Origin of the sequence: Ferrovibrio sp. (genome assembly GCF_046297595.1) — a bacterium.
Classification (GTDB): Bacteria; Pseudomonadota; Alphaproteobacteria; order Ferrovibrionales; family Ferrovibrionaceae; genus Ferrovibrio.
The window spans coordinates 265,001-291,887 of the sequence record NZ_JBKBHT010000003.1; the positions used below are offsets into that span (position 1 = coordinate 265,001).

22 protein-coding genes (1 of these 22 only partly in view) are annotated in these 26,887 nt (G+C 66.2%); 11 read left to right on the forward strand and 11 right to left on the reverse strand.

Annotated features, from left to right (window positions below; all coding sequences use genetic code 11):
- Together ACK4FJ_RS10165 and ACK4FJ_RS10170 are read left to right on the forward strand one after the other, a co-directional pair.
- Positions 1-243, forward strand: partial view of a peptidoglycan DD-metalloendopeptidase family protein gene (locus ACK4FJ_RS10165; protein ID WP_409766002.1) — the 3' end only. Its footprint begins 1,050 nt before the window's first position; 243 of the gene's 1,293 nt are visible here — the last part of the coding sequence; its start codon lies off the left edge, out of view; the stop codon is at positions 241-243.
- Positions 244-338: 95 nt separating this feature from the next.
- Positions 339-947 carry a glutathione S-transferase family protein gene (locus ACK4FJ_RS10170; RefSeq protein WP_409766004.1) on the forward strand — a complete coding sequence of 203 codons (609 nt, stop codon included), beginning with the start codon at positions 339-341 and terminating at the stop codon, positions 945-947.
- A 120-nt stretch (positions 948-1,067) separates the two neighbouring features.
- Here the strand turns inward: ACK4FJ_RS10170 and clpB are convergent, their stop codons facing one another.
- Positions 1,068-3,674 (reverse strand): ATP-dependent chaperone ClpB, encoded by a 2,607-nt coding sequence (gene clpB / locus ACK4FJ_RS10175; protein WP_409766006.1) that lies wholly within the window; start codon positions 3,672-3,674, stop codon positions 1,068-1,070.
- A 266-nt stretch (positions 3,675-3,940) separates the two neighbouring features.
- On the reverse strand, positions 3,941-4,843 hold the full coding sequence (locus ACK4FJ_RS10180) for a hypothetical protein (protein WP_409766008.1): 903 nt from the start codon (positions 4,841-4,843) through the stop codon (positions 3,941-3,943).
- A 173-nt stretch (positions 4,844-5,016) separates the two neighbouring features.
- Here ACK4FJ_RS10180 and ACK4FJ_RS10185 point away from each other — a divergent pair, with 173 nt between their 5' ends.
- The 5 genes from ACK4FJ_RS10185 (at position 5,017) to ACK4FJ_RS10205 (ending at position 10,446) form a co-directional block, all read left to right on the forward strand.
- Complete coding sequence (locus tag ACK4FJ_RS10185) at positions 5,017-5,601, forward strand: hypothetical protein (protein WP_409766010.1); 585 nt, start codon at positions 5,017-5,019, stop codon at positions 5,599-5,601.
- 103 nt (positions 5,602-5,704) lie between these two features.
- Positions 5,705-7,651 carry an asparagine synthase (glutamine-hydrolyzing) gene (gene asnB / locus ACK4FJ_RS10190; RefSeq protein ID WP_409766012.1) on the forward strand — a complete coding sequence of 649 codons (1,947 nt, stop codon included), beginning with the start codon at positions 5,705-5,707 and terminating at the stop codon, positions 7,649-7,651.
- Positions 7,652-7,874: 223 nt separating this feature from the next.
- Complete coding sequence (locus tag ACK4FJ_RS10195) at positions 7,875-8,624, forward strand: electron transfer flavoprotein subunit beta/FixA family protein (RefSeq protein WP_409766014.1); 750 nt, start codon at positions 7,875-7,877, stop codon at positions 8,622-8,624.
- A gap of 1 nt (position 8,625) precedes the next feature.
- Positions 8,626-9,558 (forward strand): electron transfer flavoprotein subunit alpha/FixB family protein, encoded by a 933-nt coding sequence (locus tag ACK4FJ_RS10200; RefSeq protein ID WP_409766016.1) that lies wholly within the window; start codon positions 8,626-8,628, stop codon positions 9,556-9,558.
- A gap of 15 nt (positions 9,559-9,573) precedes the next feature.
- Entirely contained in the window at positions 9,574-10,446 is an 873-nt protein-coding gene (locus tag ACK4FJ_RS10205; protein ID WP_409766018.1) for a 3-hydroxybutyryl-CoA dehydrogenase, read from the forward strand.
- A gap of 85 nt (positions 10,447-10,531) precedes the next feature.
- Here ACK4FJ_RS10205 and ACK4FJ_RS10210 read toward each other — a convergent pair whose 3' ends face one another.
- The 9 genes from ACK4FJ_RS10210 to ACK4FJ_RS10250 all read right to left on the reverse strand — a co-directional run bounded on the left by ACK4FJ_RS10210 (position 10,532) and on the right by ACK4FJ_RS10250 (position 21,393).
- Positions 10,532-12,958: a TonB-dependent siderophore receptor gene (locus ACK4FJ_RS10210; RefSeq protein WP_409766020.1), complete on the reverse strand. Its 2,427-nt coding sequence runs from the start codon at positions 12,956-12,958 to the stop codon at positions 10,532-10,534.
- Positions 12,959-13,127: 169 nt separating this feature from the next.
- A complete protein-coding gene (locus ACK4FJ_RS10215) occupies positions 13,128-14,066 on the reverse strand; it encodes a FecR family protein (protein WP_409766022.1) in 939 nt (312 codons plus the stop codon).
- A gap of 115 nt (positions 14,067-14,181) precedes the next feature.
- Complete coding sequence (locus ACK4FJ_RS10220) at positions 14,182-14,679, reverse strand: sigma-70 family RNA polymerase sigma factor (protein ID WP_409766024.1); 498 nt, start codon at positions 14,677-14,679, stop codon at positions 14,182-14,184.
- A 42-nt stretch (positions 14,680-14,721) separates the two neighbouring features.
- The gene (locus ACK4FJ_RS10225) at positions 14,722-15,354 is read right to left on the reverse strand and encodes a hypothetical protein (protein WP_409766026.1); all 633 of its coding nucleotides are present in this window, start codon (positions 15,352-15,354) and stop codon (positions 14,722-14,724) included.
- Positions 15,355-15,369: 15 nt separating this feature from the next.
- A complete protein-coding gene (locus ACK4FJ_RS10230; protein WP_409766028.1) occupies positions 15,370-16,410 on the reverse strand; it encodes a PepSY-associated TM helix domain-containing protein in 1,041 nt (346 codons plus the stop codon).
- 2 nt (positions 16,411-16,412) lie between these two features.
- The gene (locus ACK4FJ_RS10235) at positions 16,413-18,665 is read right to left on the reverse strand and encodes a TonB-dependent siderophore receptor (RefSeq protein WP_409766030.1); all 2,253 of its coding nucleotides are present in this window, start codon (positions 18,663-18,665) and stop codon (positions 16,413-16,415) included.
- A 333-nt stretch (positions 18,666-18,998) separates the two neighbouring features.
- Entirely contained in the window at positions 18,999-19,973 is a 975-nt protein-coding gene (locus ACK4FJ_RS10240) for a FecR family protein (RefSeq protein ID WP_409766032.1), read from the reverse strand.
- Between the two features lie 44 nt (positions 19,974-20,017).
- On the reverse strand, positions 20,018-20,566 hold the full coding sequence (locus ACK4FJ_RS10245) for an RNA polymerase sigma factor (RefSeq protein WP_409766034.1): 549 nt from the start codon (positions 20,564-20,566) through the stop codon (positions 20,018-20,020).
- A gap of 242 nt (positions 20,567-20,808) precedes the next feature.
- Entirely contained in the window at positions 20,809-21,393 is a 585-nt protein-coding gene (locus tag ACK4FJ_RS10250; RefSeq protein ID WP_409766036.1) for a TlpA disulfide reductase family protein, read from the reverse strand.
- Positions 21,394-21,406: 13 nt separating this feature from the next.
- Between ACK4FJ_RS10250 and argH the strand changes: the two genes are divergently transcribed.
- Genes argH through ACK4FJ_RS10270 form a run of 4 tightly spaced genes read left to right on the forward strand, consistent with a single transcriptional unit; the run spans position 21,407 to position 26,876 of the window.
- Positions 21,407-22,864, forward strand: coding sequence for an argininosuccinate lyase (gene argH / locus ACK4FJ_RS10255; protein ID WP_409766038.1), 1,458 nt, complete (start codon positions 21,407-21,409; stop codon positions 22,862-22,864).
- Positions 22,854-23,006 carry a hypothetical protein gene (locus ACK4FJ_RS10260; protein WP_409766040.1) on the forward strand — a complete coding sequence of 51 codons (153 nt, stop codon included), beginning with the start codon at positions 22,854-22,856 and terminating at the stop codon, positions 23,004-23,006. The genes argH and ACK4FJ_RS10260 overlap by 11 nt, the downstream gene beginning before the upstream one ends.
- A 7-nt stretch (positions 23,007-23,013) precedes the next feature.
- On the forward strand, positions 23,014-24,306 hold the full coding sequence (gene lysA, locus ACK4FJ_RS10265) for a diaminopimelate decarboxylase (protein WP_409766043.1): 1,293 nt from the start codon (positions 23,014-23,016) through the stop codon (positions 24,304-24,306).
- On the forward strand, positions 24,282-26,876 hold the full coding sequence (locus ACK4FJ_RS10270; protein WP_409766045.1) for a TIGR02302 family protein: 2,595 nt from the start codon (positions 24,282-24,284) through the stop codon (positions 26,874-26,876). Before lysA ends, ACK4FJ_RS10270 begins: the two co-directional genes overlap by 25 nt.
- Positions 26,877-26,887 lie beyond the last annotated feature (11 nt).

Genomic DNA, 26,887 nt, shown 5'->3' on the forward strand with positions numbered 1-26,887 from the left:
GGCCAGCGCGTGCGCCAGGGCCAGATCATCGGCGCGGTGGGCACCACCGGCCGCTCCACCGGCCCGCATCTGCATTACGAGGTGATGGTGAACGGCAAGCAGGTAAACCCCGCCGGCGTACGCTTCCCCTCGGGCCGCAAGCTGGAAGGCCGCGAATACGAACGCTTCCGCAAGCATGTCGAAGGCCTGGACCAGGAGATCCGCGGCACGCCGGTGCTGGCCCTGCTGAACCGCGGCGAATGAACTGCGGGACTGATACAACCGATACAATATTGGATTTGCCGCCCGGCGCGGCGTGAACCAAACTCCGGTGCGAAAATGTCGCCCGGAGTTTTTTCATGCCCACGCTTTACGACTACCTCGATTCCGGCAACGGCTATAAATGCCGGCTGCTGCTGGCCCAGCTCGGCATCCCCTATACCCGCGTCGAACTCGACATCGACAAGGGCGAGACGCGCAGGCCCGAGTTCCTGGCCAAGAATCCCAACGGCCGCATCCCGGCCCTGGAACTCGACGACGGAACCGTGCTGGCCGAGAGCAATGCCATCCTGTGCTACCTGGCCGACGGCACGCCGTTCTGGCCGTCAGACCGGCTGCTGAAGGCGCAGGTGCTGCAATGGCTGTTCTTCGAGCAATACAGCCATGAACCCTATGTCGCCACGCCGCGCTACATCCTGCGCCATCTGGGCCGCCAGCATCCGCGCATGGCCGAAATGCCCGAGCGACTGGAGAAGGGCCGCGCCGCGCTGGCCGTGATGGAACAGCATCTGGCCAAGCACGATTTCTTCGTCGGCAACCGCTACACCATCGCCGACATCGCGCTCTACGCCTACACCCATCGCGCCGACGAGGCCGACCTGGACCTGACGCCCTATCCGGCTTTGCGGCGCTGGCTCGACCGCGTTGCCGCCCAGCCCGGCCATGTGAAGATGCTGCCGGGGGATTGAGATCTTTTCTCGTCATGCCGGCCTTGAGCCGGCATCCCATTTCCGAATGGGACCCCGGGTCAAGCCCGGGGTGACGGCCTGTGTGAAAGCCGCCCTTCACACAGGCCGCACGACAGCACGTTACTCCGCTGCCATGTCCACCGCGCGGCCCTGGATCGTCAGGCCCTGCGCGCCGGCGCTCACGTTCACCGTGCCGCCATCGGGGATGGCGCCTTCCAGGATCTGGCTGGCGAGCGGGTTCTGCAGCGCGCGCTGGATCACGCGCTTCAAGGGCCGTGCGCCGTAGACCGGATCGTAGCCGGCATCGGCCAGCCATTTCTTGGCCGCATCGTCGAGCTTGAGCTCGATCTTGCGGTCGGCCAGCAGCTTGCGCAGGCGCATGAGCTGGATGTCCACGATGCCGGTCATGTTCTCGCGGCTTAAGCGCCGGAACAGGATCACTTCATCCAGGCGGTTTAGGAATTCCGGCCGGAAGCTGGCGCGGACGACCTCCATCACCTGATGCCGCGTGGCCTCGTCGATCTGCTCGCCCTCGGCGCGCGCGAGATATTCGCTGCCCAGGTTCGAGGTGAGGATGATCACGGTGTTCTTGAAATCCACCGTGCGGCCCTGACCATCGGTGAGGCGGCCGTCGTCGAGCACCTGTAGCAGGACGTTGAACACGTCCGGATGCGCCTTCTCGACTTCGTCGAACAGGATCACCTGGTACGGGCGCCGGCGCACGGCTTCGGTAAGCGCGCCGCCCTCGTCATAGCCAACGTAGCCCGGAGGCGCGCCGATCAGACGGCTGACCGAGTGCTTTTCCATGTATTCCGACATGTCGATGCGCACCATGGCGCTGTCGTCGTCGAACAGGAATTCGGCCAGCGCCTTGGTCAGCTCGGTCTTGCCCACGCCGGTGGGGCCGAGGAACAGGAAGCTGCCGATCGGGCGGTTGGGATCCTGCAGGCCGGCGCGCGCACGGCGCACCGCATTGGCCACCGCCACCAGGGCATCGTCCTGGCCCACCACGCGGGTGGCCAGTTTCTTTTCCATGGTGAGCAGCTTTTCGCGTTCGCCCGAGAGCATCTTGTCGACCGGGATGCCGGTCCAGCGCGAGACCACGCCGGCGATGTCGCTCTCGGTGACCGACTCGCGCACGATGGACTTCTCGCCTTTCGCGCCGCCCTTCTCGGCTTCCTGCAGCTTGCGCTCCAGGTCCGGGATCACGCCGTAGGAAAGTTCGGAGGCGCGGTTCCAGTCGGCCTTGGCCTTGGCCTGGTCGAGATCGAGGCGGGCCTGGTCGAGCTGTTCCTTCAGCTTTTTGGCATCGCCCAGCTTGTCCTTCTCGCCCTGCCAGGCAGCCGTGAGGCGGGCCGATTCTTCCTCGATATCGGCCAGTTCCTTCTCCAGCTTGCCGAGGCGATCCTTCGAGGCCGGATCGGTTTCCTTCCTGAGAGCCTCGCGCTCGATCTTGAGCTGCATGATGCGGCGGTCGAGTTCATCCAGCGCTTCCGGCTTGCTGTCGACCTCCATGCGCAGGCGCGACGCCGCCTCGTCGACGAGGTCGATGGCCTTGTCGGGCAGGAAGCGGTCGGTGATGTAGCGGTTGGAGAGCGTGGCGGCGGCCACGATGGCGCCGTCGGTGATGCGCACGCCATGGTGCACCTCATACTTCTCCTTCAGGCCGCGCAGGATCGAGATGGTGTCTTCCACCGTGGGCTCGCCCACGAAGACCGACTGGAAGCGCCGCGCCAGCGCGGCGTCCTTCTCGATATACTTGCGGTATTCATCAAGAGTCGTCGCGCCGACGCAATGCAGCTCGCCACGCGCCAGCGCCGGCTTGAGCAGGTTGGAGGCATCCATGGCGCCATCGGCCTTGCCGGCGCCGACCAGGGTATGCAGTTCGTCGATGAACAGCACGATCTGGCCTTCCGCCGAGGTGACCTCGGCCAGTACGGCCTTGAGCCGCTCCTCGAATTCGCCGCGGAATTTCGCGCCGGCGATCATGGCGCCGAGATCCAGCGCCATCAGGCGCTTGTCCTTCAGGCTTTCCGGCACGTCGCCCTTGGCAATGCGCAAAGCCAGGCCTTCGACGATGGCGGTCTTGCCGACGCCGGGTTCGCCGATCAGCACGGGGTTGTTCTTGGTGCGCCGCGAGAGCACCTGGATGGTGCGGCGGATTTCCTCGTCGCGGCCGATCACCGGATCGAGCTTGCCGGTTTCGGCGGCTTCGGTGAGGTCGCGGGCGTACTTTTTAAGCGCGTCATAGGCCTGTTCGGCTGAAGCCGAGTCGGCCTTGCGGCCCTTGCGCATGTCCTGAATGGCTTTCTCCAGAGCCTGGGGGGAAACATTACCGGCCTTGAGGGCATCGGCGGCCGGGTTGCCGGCATTCATCGCCAGCGCCTGCAACAGACGTTCGGCGGCGACGAAACTGTCGCCCGCCTTTTCGCGCAGCTTGTCGGCGGTTTCGAACAGGCGCGCCATCTCGGGCGCCAAGTAAAGCTGGCCGGCGCCGGCGCCTTCGACTTTCGGAATCTTGCCCAGCGCGTCTTCGTTCTTCGCCTTCACCACCTCGGGCTGGCCGCCGGCTGTGCGGATCAGGCCCGCCGCCATGCCTTCGGGGTCGTCGATCAGGACTTTGAGCAGATGTTCGGGGGAAAAGCGCTGATGCCCGCGGGCCAGGGCCATATTCTGCGCCGCCTGCAGAAAACCGCGGCTGCGTTCGGTATACTTCTCGAAATCCATGTCTTGAGCTCCTTGCTGGCAGCCCCTGGTCGCAACCCCCGCTTCAGCGGCAGGTTCCTGTCGGGCCCCTCTCTCGCAATCTGATGTGGGAAGCGCCCGCTTCCGTACAAGAGCCCCTTTGGCGGTTTTTCGCGTTGATCTTCCTCAAGGCGGGCCCACTTCCGTCACCCCGGCCGGAGCGCAGCGAAGAGCCGGGGTCCCATTCTTTGGAGTGAGGGATACCAAAAAATGGGATCCCCGCTTTCGCGGGGATGACGATTGTGTCGTTATCCCCCATCCGCTTCGGCTGACTCCGGCGGGTCGAGGCCGCCCATGGCGCGGATGCGGGCCAGATCAGGACCTTCAAGATCGACAATGGTGCCCAGCAGCGCGGCGCGGCTGCGCGGTTCGGGCGGCGTCGGCACCAGATGGCGCGGCGGACGATCGGGCCAGGGGTTATACTCACCCGGCCGGGTGCGGACCGACGATGGGTTCGGTTCCGTTTCGCACCGTTCGGGTCCGTTCAGGTCCATTTGGGACCGTTCGGGTCCATTGAGGTCCGTTTTAGGTCCACTGAGGTCCGTTTGGGACCGTTCAGGTCCATTGGGGTCCGTTTCGCTCCGTTCGGGCTGGCTGGATTTCGCTTCGGTTCGGGCCGGCTCGTCCGGCTGCGCCCGCTTGGCGGCGGCCTGGGCGCTGATCGCGGCAAAGGTTGCGTCCATCTTCTGCCGCTCGGCGGCGAGACGGCGGCGAAAGGCCATGTTGGGCGGGTGGCGGCCGGTTTCGGCCAGACGGCCGATCAGGCCCGATGAATCCCCGGCGGGAGCATCGGAGGCCCTGACCGCTTCGGTATCGGTCAGCAGGGCCGTCAGCAGGCCGTCGTCCAGACTGTCGGCCTGCAGGCAGCGGTCCAGCACGGCGGCCGGCAGCGCGGCGCGGGATTGCAGCGCGATCAGGCCGGCGCGGCGTTCGACTGCCTGTTCCAGCAGGAAACGGAAACGCAGGCTGCGGCGCAGGTGGCGCCAGAAATGCTCTTCGGTGATGCCCAACTCGGCGACGACGGTGGCCAGGCCTGCCCCCTCGGCCACCCGTCGGGCGGCCAGCTTCCAGTCGACCCGCACCAGTGGCTTGGACGGCTTTTTCTGGTGGATGGCTTCATCCTTGAACGGATCATATGCCTCGCGGGCCATGGCGGCCTCCTGTATAGAATATAAAGTGAATATATAGGATAATAGTCAGATTTCAAGCGCAGCCCTCGGACGGCACCGTCACAAATCGGAACTTTCCTGCTGGCCCGACCTCGGGCATGATCCGCCGCTGGCGGACGAAGCATTCAACCTTCTGATTTAAAAGGACTAAATTCATGTATCTGCAAACTGTCGCCGAGGCCGATGCCACCGGCGCGCTGGCTGACATCTATAAGGACCAGAAGGCCCGCATGGGCTTTGTGATGGCCACGGCCTTCAGCATGAGCCCGCGGCCCGACCTGCTGCCGCTTTATACGGATTTCATGGCCAAGGTGCGCGCCGGCTTTTCCCTGGGCCAGCGCGAATGGCGGCTGATCACCCTGGTGGCCGCTAAGCAGGTGCCGTCCACCTACTGCTCATATGTCTATGGGCAGCAGCTGATTGCCGACCTGGGCTCGAAACAGGCGGTGATCGCCCTACAGCGCGATTTCCGCAAGGCCGGCCTGAGCGAGCAGGACGTAGCGATGCTGGCCTATGCCGAGCAGATCGCCAGGGACGCCTCGAAAATCGGCCCCGCCGATATCGAGCCCCTGCGCAGGGCCGGCTTCAGCGACCGGCAGATCTGCGACATTGCGCTGCGCGCCTCACTGCGCTGTTTCATCAGCCGTTTCTACGACGCCGTGGGTGCGGGGCCTGACGCCGCCTATATCGACGAGGACCTGGAATTCCGCGCCGCATTGACGGTGGGCAAGAAGCCCTGAGGACCGGCGGCAATGGGCGAGGGAGACCCGGAAAAGGTTTACCCGTCCTCCTGCCTCGCCTAAACAGGGGTCTGCCCTCCCCGGCCGATAGGATCACCTGACCATGTGCGGCATTGCCGGCATCCTGACCTGGCGCGACACCTCGCCCGAAACGCTGGGCACGCGCATCACGGCGATGACCGATGCCATCGCCTATCGCGGGCCCGATGCGGCCACCGCCTGGCTGGATGCGCCGGCGGGGCTGGCCCTGGGCCATCGCCGGCTGGCCATCGTGGACCTGACCGAAACCGGCGCGCAGCCGATGGCCAGCGCCAATGGCCGCTTCGTGATCTGCTACAACGGCGAGATCTTCAACGCCGCCGAGGTGGCGCGTGACCTGCCCGGCATCACCTGGCGCGGCCATTCCGACACCGAAGTGCTGCTGGAGGCCTGCGCCGCCTGGGGCGTGGATGCCGCCATCCGCCGTTTCATCGGCATGTTCGCCTTCGCCCTGTGGGACCGCGAGAGCCGGCAATTGTGGCTGGTACGCGACCGGCTGGGCATCAAGCCGGTTTACTGGACGATCCAGGACAGCAATGAAGGCAAGGTGCTGCTGTTCGGGTCGGAGCTGAAGGCGCTGACCGCCTATCCGGGCTGGGCGCCGAAACTGGACCGCGAGGCCCTGGCCGGTTACCTGCGCTTCGGCTATGTGCCGGCGCCGCGCTCGATCCATGCCGGCGTGCACAAGCTGCCGCCGGGGCATATCCTGCGCATCGATGCGGATGGCCGCACCGCGCAGAGCTGTTTCTGGAACCTGCGCGAGATCGCGGCCCATGGCCTGCGCAACCGCGACCGGCGCAACGAGCAGGAGCAGACCGAAGCCCTGCACATCCTGCTGAAGGATGCCGTGCAGCGGCGCATGATGGCCGACGTGCCGCTGGGCGCGTTTTTGTCGGGCGGCATCGATTCATCCACCGTGGTCGCGCTGATGCAGGCGCAGTCGGACCGCCCGGTGCAGACCTTCTCGATCGGCTTCCGCGAGGATGCCTTCAACGAAGCCGAGCATGCCCGCGCGGTGGCGAAACACCTGGGCACCGACCATACCGACCTGATCGTCGAACCCGAACATGCCTTAAGCGTGATTCCGCGCCTGGCCGAGATGTATGACGAGCCGTTTGCCGACTCCTCGCAGATTCCGACCCATCTGGTATCGGAACTGGCGCGGCGCAAAGTGACCGTGTCGCTGTCGGGCGATGGCGGCGACGAGATCTTCGCCGGCTATGTGCGCTACCAGGGCATCGACCGGCTGTGGACCTGGCTCGGCCCGCTGCCCGGGTCCTTACGCGGCGGGGCCGGCGGGCTGCTGCAGATGCTGTCGCCCGACAGCTGGGATGCCCTGTTCACCCCGGTGCCCGCGCGCTACAAGCCGAAATTCCTCGGCGACAAGATCCACAAGGGCGCGGCGATCCTGTCGGCCGGCGACCCGGACGCGATGTATGACCGGCTGCTGGCGCAGTGGCCCGATCCGGAAGGCCTGGTGCGCGGCGTTCATGCCCGCGCGCCGCAGGCCGATCCGCGGCTGGTGGGCGAACTGCCCGAGACGGTGGCGCGGCTGCGGTATCGCGACATGGCGACCTACCTGCCCGACGACATCCTGACCAAGGTAGACCGCGCCAGCATGGCGGTGTCGCTGGAGGCGCGTGTGCCGCTGCTGGACCATCGCGTGGTGGAATTCGCCTGGACCCTGCCGCCCGACCGCCTGCTGAAGGATGGCACCGGCAAACGCATCCTGCGCAACGTGCTGTACAAGTATGTGCCGCGCGGCCTGGTCGAACGGCCCAAGACCGGCTTCGGCATGCCGGTGGGCGACTGGCTGCGTGGCAGTTTGCGCGACTGGGCCGAGGACCTGCTGTCGGAACAGCGCCTGAAGGCAGATGGCCTGATCGATCCGGCACCCGTGCGTGCGCGCTGGGACGAGCATCTGACGGGGCGGCGCAACTGGCAGCACAGCCTGTGGAGCATCCTGATGTTCCAGGCCTGGCGGGCACGCTGGCCGGGCGTGTCGCTCTAGGCCCTCTACGGGCTGCGCGTTAAGCGCGAATTTCCGCAACATCGCAATGACTTGCGTCATGATGACGGAGCGGAAACACCGCGTTGCGGTTCGTTGACAGCCCCCCGGGCGGGTTATAGTGTGCAGCGCGAAAAACGCATGCGCACCCGCGTCTTTATGGGTCTTTCCGGGTGCTGCATCCGTATCGCCGTTTATTCGCTCAATAAATCAGGATTGGATGTCCATGAAGGTTCTGGTCGCGGTCAAGCGCGTGGTGGACTACAACGTCAAGATCCGCGTGAAAGCGGACAAGACGGGTGTCGACCTCGCCAACGTGAAGATGTCGATGAACCCCTTCGACGAAATCGCCGTCGAGGAAGCCGTGCGGATGAAGGAAGCCGGCACGGCGACCGAAGTGATCGCCGTCTCGATCGGCCCGGCCCAGGCGCAGGAAACCCTGCGCACCGCTTTGGCCATGGGCGCCGACCGCGGCATCCTGGTGAAGACCGATTCAGAAGTGCAGCCGCTGGCCGTGGCCAAGTTGCTGGCCAAGATCGCCGAAGCCGAACAGCCGCAGCTGGTGATCGTCGGCAAGCAGGCCATCGACGACGACAGCAACCAGACCGGCCAGATGCTGGCCGCCCTGATGAACTGGCCGCAGGGCACGTTTGCCAACAAGGTGGCGCTGTCTGACGGCAAGGCCACCGTGGTGCGCGAAGTCGACGGCGGCCTGGAGACGGTGGAGATCAAGCTGCCGGCGGTGGTGACCACCGACCTGCGCCTGAACGAGCCGCGTTATGCGAGCTTGCCCAACATCATGAAGGCGAAGAAGAAGCTGATCGACGAGAAGACGCCGGAGGATTTCGGCGTCGATATCGCGCCGCGGCTGAAGACGCTGTCGGTCGAGGAGCCGCCGAAGCGCTCGGCCGGCATCAAGGTGCCCGACGTGGCGACCCTGGTGCAGAAGCTGAAGACCGAAGCGGGAGTGATCTGAGATGAGCGTTCTGGTTATCGCTGAACACGACAACGCCTCGCTCAAGGCGCCGACCCTGAACACCGTCACCGCCGCGACCAAGATCGGCGGCGACGTGCATGTGCTGGTGGCCGGCGAGAATTGCGGCGCGGCCGCAGCAAGCGCCGCCAAGATCGCGGGCGTTTCCAAGGTGATCCAGGTCGAGGCCGCGCAGTATGCCCATGGCCTGGCCGAGGCGCTGAGCACGCTGATCGCCAAGCTGGGCAAGGGTTATGCCGCCATCCTGGCGCCCGAGACCACCTCGGGCAAAAACGTGATGCCGCGCGTCGCCGCTTTGCTGGACGTGATGCAGATTTCGGGCATCGTCGAGGTGAAGTCGGCGGATACGTTTGTCCGCCCGATCTATGCCGGCAACGCCATGGCCACCGTGCAGTCGTCGGATGCGATCAAGGTGATCACCGTGCGCGCCACCGGCTTTGCCGCCGCCGCCGAAGGCGGCTCGGCCGCCATCGAGAAGGCGGATGCCGATGCCGATCCGGGCCTGTCGAAGTTCATCGGCCAGGAGCTGCAGAAGTCGGACCGTCCGGAGCTGACCTCGGCCAAGATCGTGATCTCGGGCGGCCGCGGCATGGGCTCGGGCGAAAACTTCAAGCTGATCGAGGCCGTGGCCGACAAGCTGGGCGCCGCCGTGGGCGCCAGCCGCGCCGCGGTGGATGCCGGCTTCGTGCCGAACGACTACCAGGTGGGCCAGACCGGCAAGATCGTCGCGCCGCAGCTCTACATCGCCGTCGGTATCTCGGGCGCCATCCAGCACCTGGCCGGCATGAAGGACAGCAAGGTGATCGTCGCCATCAACAAGGACGAGGAGGCGCCGATCTTCCAGGTCGCCGATTACGGCCTGGTCGGCGACCTGTTCAAGCTGCTGCCCGAGCTTGAAGCCGAGCTAGCCAAGTAAGGACCGGGAAACCGCATGATCAAGACGATTGGGGTGATCGGCGCGGGCCAGATGGGCAACGGTATCGCCCATGTCTGCGCGCTGGCCGGCTATGATGTCGTATTGCAGGACATCAACGCCGAGCAGCTGAACAAGGCGCTGGAGACCATCGGCGGCAACATGAACCGCCAAGTCGCCCGCGGCAAGATCAGCGAGGCCGACAAGGCCAAGGCGCTCAGCCTGATCCGCACCTCGAACGACATCCGCGCCTTCGCCGAGACCGATTTCGTGGTCGAGGCGGCGACCGAGAACGAGGCGGTGAAGAAAAAGATCTTCGCCGACCTCTGCCCGGTGCTGAAGAAAGACGCGCTGCTGGCGACCAACACCTCGTCGATCTCGGTGACCCGGCTGGCCTCGGCCACCGACCGGCCCGAGAAGTTCATGGGCATGCATTTCATGAACCCGGTGCCGGTGATGGCGCTGGTCGAGCTGATCCGCGGCATCGCCACCGACGAGGACACCTTCCGCCAGGTGCGCGAGCTGACCGTCAAGCTGGGCAAGCAGCCAGCCAACTCGGAAGACTTCCCCGCCTTCATCGTCAACCGCATCCTGCTGCCGATGATCAACGAGGCGATCTACACCCTCTATGAGGGCGTCGGTTCGGTGGAAGCCATCGACACGGCCATGCGGCTGGGCGCCAACCATCCGATGGGCCCGCTTCAGCTTGCGGATTTTATTGGCCTCGACACCTGCCTCTCGATCATGCAGGTGCTGTACGAGGGTCTGGCCGACAGCAAGTACCGCCCCTGCCCGCTGCTGGTGAAGTATGTCGAGGCCGGCTGGCTGGGCCGCAAGACCAACCGCGGCTTCTACGACTATCGCGGCGAACATCCGACGCCCACCCGCTGAGGCGGCGACACGAACGACGAAAAAAGGGGCCGTAAGGCCCCTTTTCTTTTGCCCGGATCGCCCGGCCAATAAATCGAACTCTGGCCTAGAAATCGAAACTGGCCGAGAGCAGCACGGTGCGCGGGTCGCCCTGGCCCAGGCCGCCGAAGCTGGACACGCCCGACCAGTAATCGGTGTCGAGGATGTTGCGCATGGTGAGGCGGAAGGTGGCCGGGGTCTGCACGACGGTCGTGGCATAGCGCGCGCCGAGATCGTAGCGCGTCCAGCTCGGCACACTCTGCGTGTTGGCCGTGTTGACGTACTGACTGCCGGTATGGACGGCATTGGCCATCAGCGTCAGGCCGGGCAGGAAGCTGGCATCCCATTCCAGCCCGAGATTGGCCTGGATTTCCGGCACGCCGACGGGACGGTTGCCCCGCGTGGCGGCGGATGTGGTCTTCGTCAGCTCGCCATCGATCAGCGTAATGCCGCCCAGCAGGCGCCAGCCGGGCATCACCTCGCCGAAGGCATTCAGTTCCAGGCCCCGATTGCGCTGTTCGCCGCTGGCGGAAAACACGTTGTTGACGGTCTGGCCCGAGGGTTTGGTGAGCTGGAACAAGGCCGCCGTGACGGCAGCGCGGCCGAAATCGACCTTCACGCCCGCCTCGTATTGTTCGGAAATGTAGGGCGCCATCGCCTCGCCGGCATTGGCCGCCGTGCTGGGCGCCACATCGCCCTTGCTGAGGCCCTCGATATAGCTGGTGTAGAACGAGACATGCTGCCATGGCTTGACCACCAGGCCGGCCATCGGCGTGTTGGCGCTGTCGTCGTAGGACGACGTGATCGTGCCCGCCGTGTTGTAGTTCATCGATTCGATATTCTGGTGCCGCATGCCGAGGGTGAGCTGCACGCGCTCATCCAGCACAGCCAGCGTATCGGCGGCCGCCACGCCGCCGAGATCGGTCTGCGAGATTTTCGACAGTGTCGTGGGCTCGGGCAGCCCCTGCGCCGGGCGCGCCACCGGATTGTAGATATTCGACAGCACCGCGCCGCCGGATGCCGTGCCGCGCGAGAGTACGTCCTGGTAACGCGTGGCCTGCAGGGTGGCGATATGGCTGACCATGCCGGTATCGAATTTGCCGCGCAGGCCCAGATCGCCGACGATCCGGTCGGTTTCCTGCGCCCAGCGCGCCGGGGTGACCGAGGTATTGCCACTGGCATTCTGGATCGTGGGTGCGCCGAAGAAGCGGTCCACGCGGGTCTGGCCGCCGCCCAAATTGGCGAACAGCGTCAGGTTCTCGTTCAGATCCAGCTCGCCGCGCAGCAAGGCGGCGCGGTCGGTGATATCGGACCATTCCCAGGATTGCGTGATGTTACGACGGTTATCGGGCGCGTCTGGCACGGCCATGGTGGAGTTGGCCAGGAATAACGGGCGCGACGGCGCATTCCATTCTTCGGTCTGGTTGATCAGGTCGATGGAACCACGGAACCGCTCGACGCGGTAATCCGCTGCCAGCGCACCGACATAGGCGGCACGCGTCTGGTTGTCGAGCTGGGTGTCGCCGTCATGATAGCTGCCGTTGAAGCGGACGCCGAATTCGCGGTTCTCGCCATACCGGCGGCTGACATCCACGCGGCTGCCGAACTGGGTATCCTGGGCGTAATCGAAGGTGACGCGATTGAGATCGGTCTCGCCCGCGCGCTTGGGCACGATATTGATGCCGCCGCCCACCGCGCTGTTCGGCGCCATGCCGTACAGCAGCGCCGTGGCGCCTTTGACCACCTCGATGCGCTCGGCATATTCGGTCAGCACACGGAAACTGGGCGCGACGCCATAGACGCCGTCGAAGGCGATCTCGCCGACATTGCCCTCGTTGACCGGGAAACCGCGGATGAAAAAGGCATCGAGGATGCCGCCGGCATGGCCGGTGACGCGCACCGAGGGATCGCTTCCGACCACTTCGCCCATGGTGGTGGCCTGCTGGTCCTCGATTTTGGTGGCGGTGAAGCTAGTGGTGCTGAGCGGCGTATCCATGAAATCGCGGTTGCCGAGCAGGCCGAGCCGTCCGCCGCGCGCCACCTGGCCGCCGGCATAGGGCTCGGGCAGTTCGCTGGCCGAAGCCGCCGTGGCGGCCTTGCGGCCCTCCACGCCGATCACCGGCAGCACGGCGGCGCCAGCACCGCTGACGCGTTCGAGCGACACCATGCTGCCATTGATGCGATGGACGAGCCCGGTGCCCGCCAGCAGTTGGTTGAGCGCCGCCTGCGGCGTCATGGCGCCATCGACCGCGGAGGAGCGCAGGCCGGCGGTGAGCGCACTGTCGGCCGAAACCTGCAGGCCGGACTGGCGGCCGAACTGGATCAGCGCATCGCTGAGCGGCTGGGCCGGGATGCTGAACCGGACCTCGCCGGCCTGTTGGGCGGCGGTTCCCTGGGCCTGTGCAGGCGCGGGCACCAGGCCCGTCAGGGCGGTCGTCACCAGCAGGCCTGCAACAAAGATCGACTGAACCTGCGCGCGGCGTGGCGCGGTCATTGCCCAAAACATCCTAATTCCCCCAAACGGTGCCAGATGCGACGGCTGAGATGCAATTGCGTCTCAAAATCGTCTCTTGCCATTCAGGACGGACGGGCCCGGGGAATTTCCAGCAAAATTGCAGACCCGGGTATGCGGATTTTAAATAAACACCTGAAATAAAAAGGAATTATTTCTGAATCTGAATGAACCAGGGCGAAACCTGATGGATCTGCCCCCTATGGGATTCGACCAAGCGGTGCAGGGTGCTGACCGGGTCGGTCAGGTCGTAAATGCCGCTGACGCGCTGACGGCTGAAGGCATCGTCGGCCACGAAGATATAGCCGGCGAAATACGGCCGCAGCTCGTCGATCACCTCGGCAATCGCGGCATCGCGCACGGTCAGCCGCCCGCTGCGCCAGTCGGCCAGTTCGGCGGCATCCACCCTGTGCCGTTCGGCGCCAGCATCCGTCACGGAAATCGCGTCGCCGATGCCGAGCAACTCACCTTCGGGCGGCAGCTTTGCATTCTCGACCCGCACGCGGCCGTGGCTGACCGCGATGGCCGTGCCGTTCCCGCCCCGCCGCACCTCGAAGGCCGTGCCGACCACGGTGACCCGCGTGTCGCCCGCCTGCACCGTGAAGGGCCGCGCCGGATCGGGCGTCACCTCGAAAAAGGCGCGCCCCTTCAGCAGGCGCACCTGCCGGCCTTCGGCCGTGACCGCAACGCTGACGGCGGATTGCGGCGCCAAGCGCAGCTGCGAGCCATCGGCCAGATCGAGCGCGCGCGTCTCGGCCGATGCGGTGGTGACATCGGCCTGCAGGCGCAGCAGCACGGACGGCGTGAGGGCGATCGCGATGGCGGCGGCCAGCGCCAGCGCGGCAACGCGGATGGCAAGGCGACGGCGCGGCGCGGGATCGGGGATCATCTGCAGCACTGGCTTGCGCAGGGCGGGGCCGGCCAGGTCATAGGCGCGCCTGGTACGGGCCCAGATTTCGGCATGCCGCGGATGCGCGCTGTGCCAGGCCTCGAAACCGGCCTGAAGCGTCGCATTCTCCGGGTCTTCCGCCAGCAGGACCAGCCATTCGGCGGCTTCGTCCTCGGCGCGTTCATGTTCGATCTGGGGCATTCCTCGTCAACCTTGCGCCGTCCGCTCCGGCCCGATGCATGGACCGGCCCTGATACACAGACGAACGGGGTGGATATTTCTCCAATGAATTGCCGCGGCTGGATTCCGATGCGGCCTACATGCGGCGCTGGCAATGTTTGATGCCGTCCTTGACCAGCACATGGGCCATCGATTCGGATATGCCGAGCCGTTCGGCGATCTCGCGCAGCTTGCAGCCGCCGAGCCGGTGCATCTCCAGTGCGATGCGGGTGCGCTCGGGCAGTTCGGCCATGGCGGCGCGCAGGCGCTCGACCTGCTGGCGCCCGATCAGCTCGGCTTCCGGCGAAGGGCGCTGAGAGGCCACCTGTTCCAGGACCTGTTCGCCGTAATCACCGAAATAGCGCCGCTCCAGCGCCTGCCGGCGCCGGCCGTCGAAAGCAAGGTTGCGCACGATGCGGTAGAGGTAGCCGACCGGGTCCTCGATGGCCGTGCCGCCCGCCGCAGCACGGAATTTCAGGTAGGCTTCCTGCACCACATCCTCGGCGCGGCCGGGATCGCCGACGATGCCGCTGGCGTAACTGACCAGCTCGCGGCGATAGCGCATGTAGATGTCCAATGTGGTGTCTTGCAGCACGCGACGGCCCGCCCGTCCATCTGAGAATGATTCTCAGTTGTTCTAACGCGGGTTGCCCAGGCGCGCAATTGTCCGGGCCCGGCCGGCTTTCAGGGCCGCCGGCCAGAGCAGCCACAGCCAGAACAGCAGCGGCAGCAGCAAACCGAACAGCGCCGGCACCAGCAGCAACCGCTCACCCATGCTCCAGTCCGTCGCGACCGGCAGCGGCCGGCGCCGCGCCGCGGCCGGCGCGATGTCGAAGACAGCGACATGACGCGTGCCATTCCACTGCTCGGCTTCGATGCGCAGGCTGCAAGCCATGGCACAGCCGGCCGGCATCGGCGCCCAGAACGCAGCCCCGGCGCCCCGCATCGCCACGCCGTTCAGCACGGCGCGACGCAGGTTGGGCAGGCCGGCTTCGACAGGCCGAAATTCGATCCGCTCATCGCCCACCGCATTCACCTGCATCCGCCAGGGCCCGAGCGCGATCTCGCCCAGGCCGAGCAGCGGACGTGGCTGCTGTGCCTGACGGTGAATGCCATAGCCGTAGGCCCAGACGCCATGCGCAGCCGCCGCGAGAATCAGCAGCGAACAGAATGCCGCCGCCAGCGCAGCCTTCGGCGCCGCCGGATCGGAATGCCGCCACAGCCGCAGCCAGGCGCTGACCAGGCCGGCGAGGATGCCACCGCACAGCAAAAGCCCAACAGCGAACTAGACGAGCTTGCTGCCCAGACCGGCGAAGCTGCCGAAATGCAATGGGTCGGCGGTTTCGATCCAGCGCTGGCCGGCAGGAAGATCCTCACCATGCTGCGCCTGCAGGACCGTGTAGGCGAAGGGGTCGATCAGTATCTTGTTGGCGCGGTCGCGCACCAGCCAGGCTTCGGCCGGGCCGGTGAAGACCAGAGCGTCGTCGCCGCGCACCGGCAGGGCCAGTTGTGTGAGCCTCAGGCCCGGCCAGGCCGCCTGCGCCACCAGAGCTGCACGATTGAGATCGGATGGCGGCAAAAGGGCGGGGCGCTGTTCCATGACGGCGGCGGACAGACGGACGCGAGGACCATCCTCGTGGAGCAGGCCGCTTCTCTCGAGGATCGTCTCGGCGAAATACCACAGACCGGTGAGAGCCAGAAGCAGGGTGACCAGCGCGGCCCAGAGACCGGCGAAACGATGCAGGTCGGACCAGAACAGCCGTGCGCTGCGGCCACGGCGCACCTGCCGCATGGCGCGCCACCAACGCTTCACGGAGACGAGGCCGGTAAAGACCGCCAGCAACAGAGGCAACCCCAGCGCGCCGACAATCAGCGTGCCATGAATTCCGATCACGGCGGGCACAAGATAGAACTGCTTGTGCAGGATACGCAGGAAGCTCTGCAGACCGAAGCTGCTGCGATGATCACGGACCGCGTAGCCCTGCGTCACATCCACCGGCACCCAGCGATAGTCCTGCGGTCCATAGGCGATGACGGCGCGCGCCACCGAGCGTGGCCCTTCGGGCGCGTGCAGATAGAGAATGGCGGCCTGCGGATGAGCGGCCGCGACGACATCATGCAGCCGCTGCCACGACAGTGGCGCGGAGTCAGCCGGTGCCTGCCCGCCGGCGCGCAGTTGCGGATCCGCCAGCCAGGTAAGTTCGGCACTCAGCACCGCCAGCGTGCCAGTGAAGCAGACGGCGAACAGCAGGAAGCCGAACTGCAATCCGATCCAGGCGTGGATGCGGAACAGCCCCCTGCGCCAGGAACGGCTCTCGGCAGCCACGGCTAGAATGTGATCGACAACGAACCGACCACAGTGAGCGGCGCACCAGGGTGGGCGATCGAACGATCACTGGCGCGGGCGATATAATCATGATCAAACAGATTGTAGACGTTCAGGCCGGCCTTCAGGTTTTTCCACCGATACCACACGGCCGCGTCGAAGACCGTGTAGGGGTCGAGCTGGATTGTATTGGCGAACTGCGCGGTGTTGCTGCCGACATAACGCGCGCCGCCGCCGAAGCCCAGGCCGCCCAGCCGCAGGCCTTCCTCGAACTCGTAGGTCAGCCACAGGCGGGCCTTGTGTTCGGGCACGCCGCCCAACGGTTTACCCACCACCGATGCATCATTGGGGTTTTCCAGGGTTTCCGTATCCGTGAAGCTGTAATTGGCAATGATGCGCAGCTGCGGCGTCAGATCGCCGATCAGGTCGAACTCGAATCCGCGGCTGCGCTGGCTCACGCCGGGGATCGAAGCGCTCTGGCCGGTGGCATCCAGCCAGGCCTGGTCGGAAACGGCGACATTCGACTTCTCGATCTCGAAGATCGCGGCCGTAGCGGTCAAGCGCTCATTAAAGAAACTGCTCTTGATACCGGTCTCGTATTGCAGACCCTCCTCCGGGTCCAGCGGCGCGCCGCTACGGTCCAGCGTGCCGGTCGACTGCGGCAGGAAAGACTGACTGACGCTGACATAGCCGGCATGCTGCCTGGTGAACTGGTACAGCAGCCCAGCGCGGCCGGTGAAGGCGCGGTCGTGCACATCGCGCGCCGTCACACTGTCGGTGGTGCTTTCCTGGTGCACGATGTCGTAGCGGCCACCGAGCAAAAGTTTCAACCTGCCGTCTTCCAGCAACGAAAGCTGGTCCTGCACATAGAGTCCGGCCCAGTCGGTGGCGCCGCTGATCACCTGCTTGGTCTGGTTAACCGGCGGCGTGTAGTTCACCACGGTGCTGTCGCTGATCGCGACATTGGCAATGTTCTGTCGGAATCGGCGGAAATCGGAATCCTGACGCACTGCATCGCCGCCGAGCAGCAGGGTATGCTCGATGGAACCGGTGGCGAATTTCGCTGTCGCGTCCAGCACAAGCTGCACCTCGTCATCGCGCCGGTCCTCGTTCTGATAACGCAACTGCAGCTGTGGATTGGCTGCCGTGCCGGCGATGCCGCGTGGGCGCAGCGATTCGTTCTTGGCTTCGGCACGATGAACCTGGAACTGATGCCGCAGGCTCCAGACACTGCTCAGTTCGTGGCTGAGCTGGTAACTGGCGACATAATCGTCGAGCGTGCGGCCATCGAGATCCGGATCGCCGAGAAAAACGTTGGACGACACCATCGGCTTGCCATCGGCCGTCAGCGGCACACCGATATCGTAGGGCTGACGCTCGTGCATGTAGGAAAAATCCAGCAGCAGCTCGGTACGGTCGCCCTGCCACAGGAAACTGGGTGCCAGTGAGCTGCGCTGCAGATCGATGTTGTCGCGGAAACTGTCGGAATCGGTGCGCGCGAGATTGACGCGATAGCTCAGCGCGCCATCCTGGCTGAGCGGACCGGTGGAATCCACGGCAGTGCGGAACAGGTTGTAGCTGCCGACATCCTGTTCCAGGGTATGGCTCTCGGTCGCCTGCGGACGCTTGGTCACGTAACTGACGATGCCGCCGGGCTGCAGAGAGCCATACAGGATGGAAGCAGGCCCCTTCAGCACCTCGACACGCTCGACATTGGCCAGATCGACGGCGCCGACGTTGGTTGAACGCAGGCCATTGCGCAGCAGCGTCGGCGATTCGAAGCCGCGGATGATGGGCAGCACTTCCGTCTGCGCGTTCAGCGTATTGCCGGCCTGTTGCACACTGCTGACGTTTTCGTACACGTCCTTCAGGCTCAACGCGCGCTGATCCTCGATCACCTGGCGCGGAATCACCTGCACGGCCGCCGGGGTCTCCATGATCGGCGTATCGGTCTTGGTCGCCGTGGCACTGCGTCGGGCCATGTAGCCCTGCACCGGCCCCCAGGCGGTTTCCGGCGTGCCGCTGCGGCCCTCCACGCCGATTACCGGCAGCACGGTGGCGCTGCCCGCCTTGGGCGCCTCAAGCAGGGTGACGGTGGTGGGGTTGGTGAAGCGGTAGGTGAGCCCGGTGCCGTCCAGCAGTCGCTGCAGGGCGGCTTCGGGGGTAAGGCTGCCGGTCACCGCGCTGGAACGCAGCGCGCGGGTCAGATTGGCGTCGGCGAAAAGCTGCAGGCCGGTGATCTCGGTGAACCGCACCAGTGCCTGCGGCAGCGGCTGGGCCGGGATATCGAAGCTGCGGGCTTAGCTGCCCGCGGGGGCGGGTCCGGCCGCAGACGGCGCGCCGCCCTGCGCCAGGGCGGGTATGGGGGCGATGATGGCCGCAGCGGCGATGGCCAGGGCGGTGCCGAGCAGGAAAGCTCTGAATGAGCCATAAACCACTGACTCAATTATGAAAACTTCCGACCGATCGGCCGAAGACTTTGCCCCAGGCATTAACATCCCCCAATATTCAAATGCGACGCATTTGCGTCTCTCAAGGAGTATGACGCCCGGCCACCTGCGGGGTTATGAGGGGCGGAGTAAAAAAATTCAGTCGGCGGGAGAGATCACCGTCAGCAGCGGACCGAAGCGGCGGAGTCTGACCGGCAGGCTGCCCGCGATGGTGGCGATGGCCGCATCGGCCTGGCTGGTGTCGAACACGGCGGTGACGGGCAGGTCTTTCAGGCGCGCATCGGTGATCAGCACCCGCCCGGTCTGATACCGCTCCAGTTCGGCGACCACCTCGCCGAGCGGCATGTCGTAGGCGACCAGGCGGTGGCGGCGCCAGGCCAGCACGCTGGCGGTATCGGCGATGGTCGCGGCAGAGATGCCGCTGCTGTCGTAGCGCACCTGCTGGCCTTCGCGCAGCGTGACGCCCTGCCCGCCCGGTGCCTGCACGGCGATGCTGTGTTCGGTGACGGTGACGATGGCGCTGTCGTCCCGGGTCTTCACATTGAAGGCCGTGCCCAGCGCGCGGGCCTGGCCACCGGCGGCGCGGACCACGAAGGGCCGGCCGGGATCGGGCGCGACCGCGAAATAGGCCTCGCCCCTGTGCAGCGTGACGGTGCGCGAATCCGGCCCGAAATCGACCGACACGGCCGTGTCGCTGCCCAGCTGCAGCTCGGAACCATCGGCCAGACGAAGATTCTCGATCTGCGCCGACGCCGTGCGGTGATCGGCCAGCAGGGACATGGCCGTGACCGCATAACCCGCCACCGCCAGCAGGATGCTGGCCGCCGCGGCGAGCGGCAGCCAGCGCCGGACCCGGAATGCAGGCGGCGGCAGGGATGCAATCGGAATGGGTATGGCCGCAGGTTCTTCCGCCGTCCTGGGTCGTATCGCCGGTTCGATCACCTCAATGCGCCGCCACACATATTGCGCACGTTGCCAGGCCTCTTCATGACCGGGACCGGAAGCCAGCCAGGCCTGGAAATCGGCGCGAGCCTGCGCCGAGCCATCCTCGCGCATGATGACCAGCCAGCGCAGGGCTTCTTCCATCAACGGCGTATGCTGGTCCTGTGTCATGCGGGTTCCTTGGCTGCCGGGGCGGGCAGACATAGCCTCATTCTCTAAGACGGCCGACGGCGCAAACCGATGGGGGGCGGATCGGATAATTTTTCCGCCGGCATCTCGCGCTCGATCGCCGCCAGCGCCGTCACCATGTGGGAAATCACGGTATTGCGGCTGATTCCCAGCAACGCTGCGATCTCGGCATAGGTCCGCTCCTCGAATTTGGCGAGGATGAAGACCTCGCGGCAGCGCGGCGACAGATTGTCGACCACACGCAGCAACCGCGCGAATTCACTGCGGTGAAGCACCACATTCTCGGGACTGGGATTGCGGTCGGCCACCTTATGCGGCTGCGCCACGGCCTCAAGCTCGATGCCCTTCGCGACATGGCGCTGGTGATCCAGGGCGAGGTTCGCGGCAATGCGGAACAGATAGGCACGTGGATTGCCGATGATCGCGGTGCCCTCGGCCTGCGCGGCGCGCAGCCAAGTCTCCTGGGTCAGGTCCTCGGCCAGTGCGGCATTGCCCAGCCGCCGCGCCAGGTAGCGCTTCAGGCTGTCCTGATGCTCGGCAAAGGCCGCCAGCAATGTATCGCGCGTGCTCGTCATGATCCCCAGCGGACAATCCCGGGCTGCGGTGGCCCTGGCTTGCGGGGATGCTGGCTTGGGCGATATGGGCCAACAGCCTAGATTGTCTGAGAATTATTCTCAACTGATCGTCGCTGCCGGAAAGAAGGCAGCGCGAGGCGCGGAAAAGAACCCTAAGCCTTCCATGATTTTCGTCCCTAAGACCGTCATGCCCGGCTTAGCCTGGGCATGACGTAAGGGGAGTGCACGGGACGCCGCCGCCCCTACTTCCCCGCCGTCTTGGTCTTCTCGGCGATCAGCGCGTCGATCAGTTTCAGCGCGTCCGGCCCATCCCACACGGCCTCGCCGACCAGACGGCCGACCTCGCGGCCCTGACGGTCGATCAGGATGGTGGTGGGCAGGCCGACGGCGCCCCAGGCGCGGCCCGATTTCATGCTGGCATCCAGATAGGGCTTGAGATGGACCACCTTGGTCTCGGCCAGGAACTTCTCCACCTTGGCGCGGCCGCCGCGATCCTGCGCCACGGCCACCACCTCAAAATCCTTGCCGCCGCGCTGGGCCTGCAGACGGTCGAGCGCCGGCATCTCGGCGCGGCAGGGGATGCACCATGTGGCCCAGAGATTGAGCAGCACGACCTTGCCGCGCTGGGCCTCCAGGGTGGTGGGCTGGTCGGCCGGGTCGCTGAATTCGGGCTGCGCGACTGGCTTCCGCTCGGCCGAGAGGCTAAGTTTGCGCATCTCGCCGTCGCGGGGCAGATCGGCGGCCAGGGCCGGCACAGCCAGGGCAACCGACGCCAGCACGGTCATCATCAACACGGCCATCATCGCAACCCGTTTCATCAGCGCCATCACAAAATCCTTCATGTCCGCACGCAAAGCATCAGATAAGTCGAAGGCCCGCTCTAAGCAAGGCGGCTCCAACAGCATGTGGGGCGGCCGTTTCGCCGCCGGCCCGGCCGCGATCATGACCGAGATCAACGCCTCGATCCGCTTCGACAAGAAGCTGTATCGCCAGGATATCCGCGGCTCGATGGCGCATTGCCGCATGCTGGTGCGCCAGGGCCTGATTTCCGCTGCCGAGGGCAAAAAAATCCAGGCCGGGTTGCAGACAATTCTGCGTGAGATCGAGTCCGGCAAGTTCAAAATCGACCTGCGCCTGGAAGACATCCACATGCATGTGGAGGCGCGGCTGGCCGAGCTGATCGGCAAGCCGGCCGGGCGCCTGCACACCGCGCGCTCGCGCAACGACCAGGTGGCGACCGATTTCCGGCTATGGGTGCGCGATGCCATCGACCGCATCGATGCCGGGCTGCTGGACCTGCAGAAGACCCTGCTGCGCCGCGCGGAGGAGTATGCCGCGACGGTCATGCCGGGCTTCACGCATTTACAGGCCGCGCAGCCGGTGACCTTCGGCCACCATTTGATGGCCTATGTGGAGATGATCGGCCGCGACCGTTCGCGCCTGAAGGATGCGCGCGCACGGCTGAACGAAAGCCCGCTGGGCGCGGCGGCGTTGGCGGGCACATCCCTGCCGATCGACCGGGACAGCACGGCGAAGGAACTGGGCTTCGACCGGCCGATGGCCAATTCGCTGGACGCTGTGGCCGACCGCGACTATGCACTGGAATTCCTGAGCGCGGCTTCCATTTGCGCCGTGCATCTTTCCCGCCTGGCGGAAGAGATCGTGATCTGGACGTCTGCCCAGTTCCGCTTTATCTCGCTCAGCGACGCTTTCACCACCGGCTCGTCGATCATGCCGCAGAAGCGCAATCCCGATGCCGCCGAGCTGGTGCGCGGCAAGGTGGGGCGTATCGTCGGCAGCCTGAATGCCCTGCTGATCACCATGAAGGGCCTGCCGATGACCTATGGCAAGGACATGCAGGAGGACAAGGAACCGACGTTTGACGCCGTCGACAGCCTGGAACTCTGCATCGCCGCCACGGCCGGCATGATCGCCGATTTGAAGGCCAATGCACCGCGCATGCAGGAGGCGGCCGGCGAGGGTTACACCACCGCGACCGACCTGGCCGACTGGTGCGTGCGCAGGATCGACATGCCGTTCCGCCAGGCCCATCATGTGGCCGGCAGCCTGGTGAAACTGGCCGAAAGCCAGGACAAGCCGCTGGAGGCCCTGACGCTGAAGGAGATGCAGAGCGTGGAGCCGCGCATCACCAAGGATATCTTCGCCGTGCTGGGCGTGCAGAATTCGGTGAAAAGCCGCGTATCCTATGGCGGCACCGCGCCGGCCAACGTGGCGAAGCAGATCGCGCGCTGGCGCAAGCAGCTTGCCAAGGAGAAAGGCAAAACCGATGCGCGTTAAAGCCCTTCTCCTGCTGACGCTGCTGGCCGCCTCGGGCCTCGCCGCCTGCGGCCGCAAGGACCTGCCGGATTATCCGCCCGACGCCGTCGAGCGGCCCGGCGCCATCGACCGCGTCAATCGCAACACCATCCGCTATTACTGAGTTATCCATGACCGGTCTACCCTGGTTCGACTACCGCGACGGCGTTCTGCATGCCGAAGGCGTCAATCTGCATGCCATTGCCGAGGCCGTCGGCACGCCGGCCTATGTCTATTCGTCGGATGCGCTGACCCGGCAGTATCGTAGCCTGGCCGATGCCTTCGCCGGCATCGACTGCCTGATCGCCTATGCGATGAAGGCGAATTCCAATCTCTCCGTGCTGCGCCATTTCGGCAGCCTCGGCGCCGGCGCCGATGTGGTGTCGGGCGGCGAATTGCAGCTGGCCATGAAGGCCGGCATCCCGCCGGGCAAAATCATCTTCGCCGGCGTGGGCAAGACGCGCGCGGAAATGATGCTGGGCCTGAAGGCCGGCAATACCGGCATCGCGCAGTTCAACGTGGAATCGGAAGCCGAACTGCAGGTGCTGTCCGAGGTGGCCAGCAGCCTGGGCGTGAAGGCGCCGGTGGCGATCCGCATCAATCCGGATGTGGATGCCAAGACGCACAAGAAGATCACCACCGGCAAGGCCGAGAACAAGTTCGGCATTTCCTATCGCCGCGCATCCGAGGTCTATGCCCTGGCCGCCGGCCTGCCCGGCATCGAGGTGGTGGGCGTGCATGTGCATATCGGTAGCCAGCTCACCGACCTCGCGCCCTATGAAGACACCTTCATCCGCCTGGCCGAGCTGGTCACCGCCCTGCGCGCGGCAGGCCACAATATCCGCCGCGTCGACCTGGGCGGGGGCTTAGGGATTCGCTACGACGACGAGACCGCACCCGACCCGCAGCTTTATGCCGCCATGGTGCGCAAGCATATCCTGCCGCTGGGCATCGCCGTGGCGCTGGAGCCCGGCCGCTTCCTGGTCGGCAATGCCGGCCTGCTGCTGACCCGCGTGGAATACGTGAAACAGGCCGAGGAGAAGACCTTCCTGATCCTCGATTCCGGCATGAACGACCTGATCCGCCCGGCGATGTACGAGGCGTTTCATCGCATCGTGCCGGTGAAAGCGCCGGAAAACGGCGCGGAACTGGCGCCGGTGGATATCGTGGGTCCGATCTGCGAGACCGGGGACACCTTCGCCGAAGGCCGCCCGATGCCCCCCGTTGTCGCGGGGGATTTACTCGCCATCCTCTCGGCCGGTGCGTATAGTTCAGCCATGGCCTCCACCTACAACGCGCGCCCGCTGGCGCCCGAGGTGCTGGTCCATGGCGACAGGTTTGCCATCGTGCGGCGTCGCCCTAGCATCGATGAGATGACGGCTTTGGAGACGATGCCGGGATGGTTCAGCGAGGCGCAGGGGTAACACCCACCACGGAGACGGACCCGGTCGAGGGCCGGGCTTCCGGCCGCGTTGCCGATTCCCGCGCCTCGGATTCCGCCGCGTTTTCTCCCGTGCTGGAACGCCGGCTGGCCCTCGCCCGCGCCGCCCTGTTCTGGGAAAGCTTCTGGCCCGCCCTGATGCCGGCCGCCGGCCTGCTGGCCGTCTTTCTGATCCTGGCCGGCTTCGATGTCTGGCGCTTCACGCCGGTCTGGCTGCACTGGCTGGCCCTGGCCGGTTTCGCCGGCGGCATCCTCGCCGCCCTGTGGCATCGCCTGCGCGTCTTGCGCTGGCCCGAGCGCGCCGCCGCCATGCGCCGGCTGGAGCGCGTGAACCTGCTGGAACACCGCCCGCTGGAAGCGGCCGCCGACCGGCTGGCCGCCGAACAGCAGGACCCCATCGCCCAGGCGCTATGGGCCCTGCATCGCCGCCGCGCGCTGGAGAAGCTGGCCGCCGTGCGCGTCGGCACGCCCGAGGCCGGCTGGTGGCGCCGCGACAGCTGGGGCCTGCGCGTGGCGCTCGCCCTGCTGCTGATCGTGGCCTGGGCCGGGCCGGGCGAGGACCGCGTCCAGCGCATCGCCGATACGCTCAACCCCGGCAGCGCGCTGCCGCCCGGCGCGGTGCTGATGCTTGATGCCTGGATCACGCCGCCGGCCTATACCGGCAAGGCGCCGCTGTTCCTGACCCGCGACGGCAAGCCGGTGCAGACGGCGTCCCAGCCGGTGATTGCCGGCAGCGATGCCCCGCCCGCCATCGCCGTGCCGACCGGCAGCCTGCTGAAACTTCGCCTCGCCGCGCCTCCGGCCGGCTTCAGCCTGCGCTTCGGCACGCAGGAACAGGCGCTGCACGCCATCGACGAACGCAACGGCGAGATCGACCTGGCGCTGGACCTGACGCAGGGCAACGATCCGAAACTAACCCTGCATCGGCGCGACAAGGTCTATGCCGAATGGCCCCTGCGCATGGTGCCCGACCTGCCGCCCATCGTGGCCTTCGCCGGCGATCCCAAGGCGGGCAAACGCGCCGACCTGGAGATCGCCTTCGAGGGCGAGGACGATTACGGCATCCAGAGCCTGCGCATCGAGATGCGCCGCGACGGCGCCGAGCAGCCGCAGGGTGTGGACTGGCCGGTGCCGCCGGCCGGCGGCGGGCCGGTGAGCGCCAAGGAGACGTTCGACTTCACCGCCCATCCCTGGGCCGGCCTGCAGGTGAGCATGACCCTGGTGGCGACCGATGCGCTGGGTCAGGTGGGCCGCAGCGAGGCGGTGACGGTGACCCTGCCGGCGCGGCGCTTCTTTCATCCGGTGGCGAAGGCCATCGTCGAACAGCGCCGCGAACTGGCGCTGAAACCCGGCCAGTGGCAGCGCGTGGTGACGGCCCTGAACGGCCTGAGCCTGGCGCCGGAACGCTATCGCGACGACGTGACCGCGCATCTGGGCCTGCGCATGTCGGCCTCGCGCCTGCGCATGAACCGCGCGCCCGACTCCGTTGCCGCCGTGCAGGACCTGCTGTGGCAGACCGCGCTGCATATCGAGGATGGCCGCGCCAGCCAGAACGAGCGCGACTTCCAGGCGCTGATGGACCGGCTGCAGGAGGCCATCGACCGCAACGCGGACGATGAGGAAATCCAGAAGCTGATGCAGGAGTTGCGCGAGGCGATGGACCGCATGCTGGAGCAGATGCTGCAGGATGCGCTGGAGCGGCTGGCGCGCGGCGAACAGCCGGAGGAACTGGGCGAGGACGAGCAGGGCATGTCGGACGAGGACATGCAGGACATGATGGAACAGGCCGAGCAGATGGCCCGCATGGGCGACCGCGACCAGGCCCGCGACATGCTGCAGCAGATGCAGCGCATGCTGGAGGCGATGAAGAACGGCCGCCTGGCGATTGCGCCCCAGGGCCGACAGGGCCAGCGCGGGCAGCGTGGCCAGGGCGGCCAGGGCCAGATGATGCAGGAATTCGGCGACATGATGCGCCAGCAGCAGCAGTTGCTGGATCGCAGCTTCCGCCGCAGCCAGCAATACGGCCGCGGCAACCAGCCCGGACAGCCGGGCCAGCGCGGCGGCCAGCAGGGCGGCGAGAACGAATCCGATGCGCGCCAGCAGGAGGAACTGCGCCGCCGGTTGGGCGAGATGATGAACCGCCTGGGCGAACGCGGCATGCCGATCCCCGACCAGCTCGGCCGCGCCGACCGCGCCATGCGCGACGCGCGCGAGGCCCTGCGCCGCGGCGAACCGGGCGAGGCGATGCAGGGCCAGACCGATGCGCTGGACCAACTGCGCCAGGGCCTGAACCAGATGCAGCAGGCCCAGCGCGGCAATCCCGACGGCCAGGCGCCGTCGGCGGATTCGCGGCAGAACCAGCGCAATTCGCGCGATCCACTGGGCCGCAACACCGTGGGCATCGACGAGAATGCGCGCGGCGACGGCGTGCCCGACCTGCTGCCGGTGGAACGCGCGCGCCGCATCCTGGAAGAACTGCAGCGCCGCGCCGGCAACCGCGAACGCCCGCCTGGCGAACTGGAATACCTGGAACGCCTGCTGCGGCGGTTCTGAGGTTTCGCCCA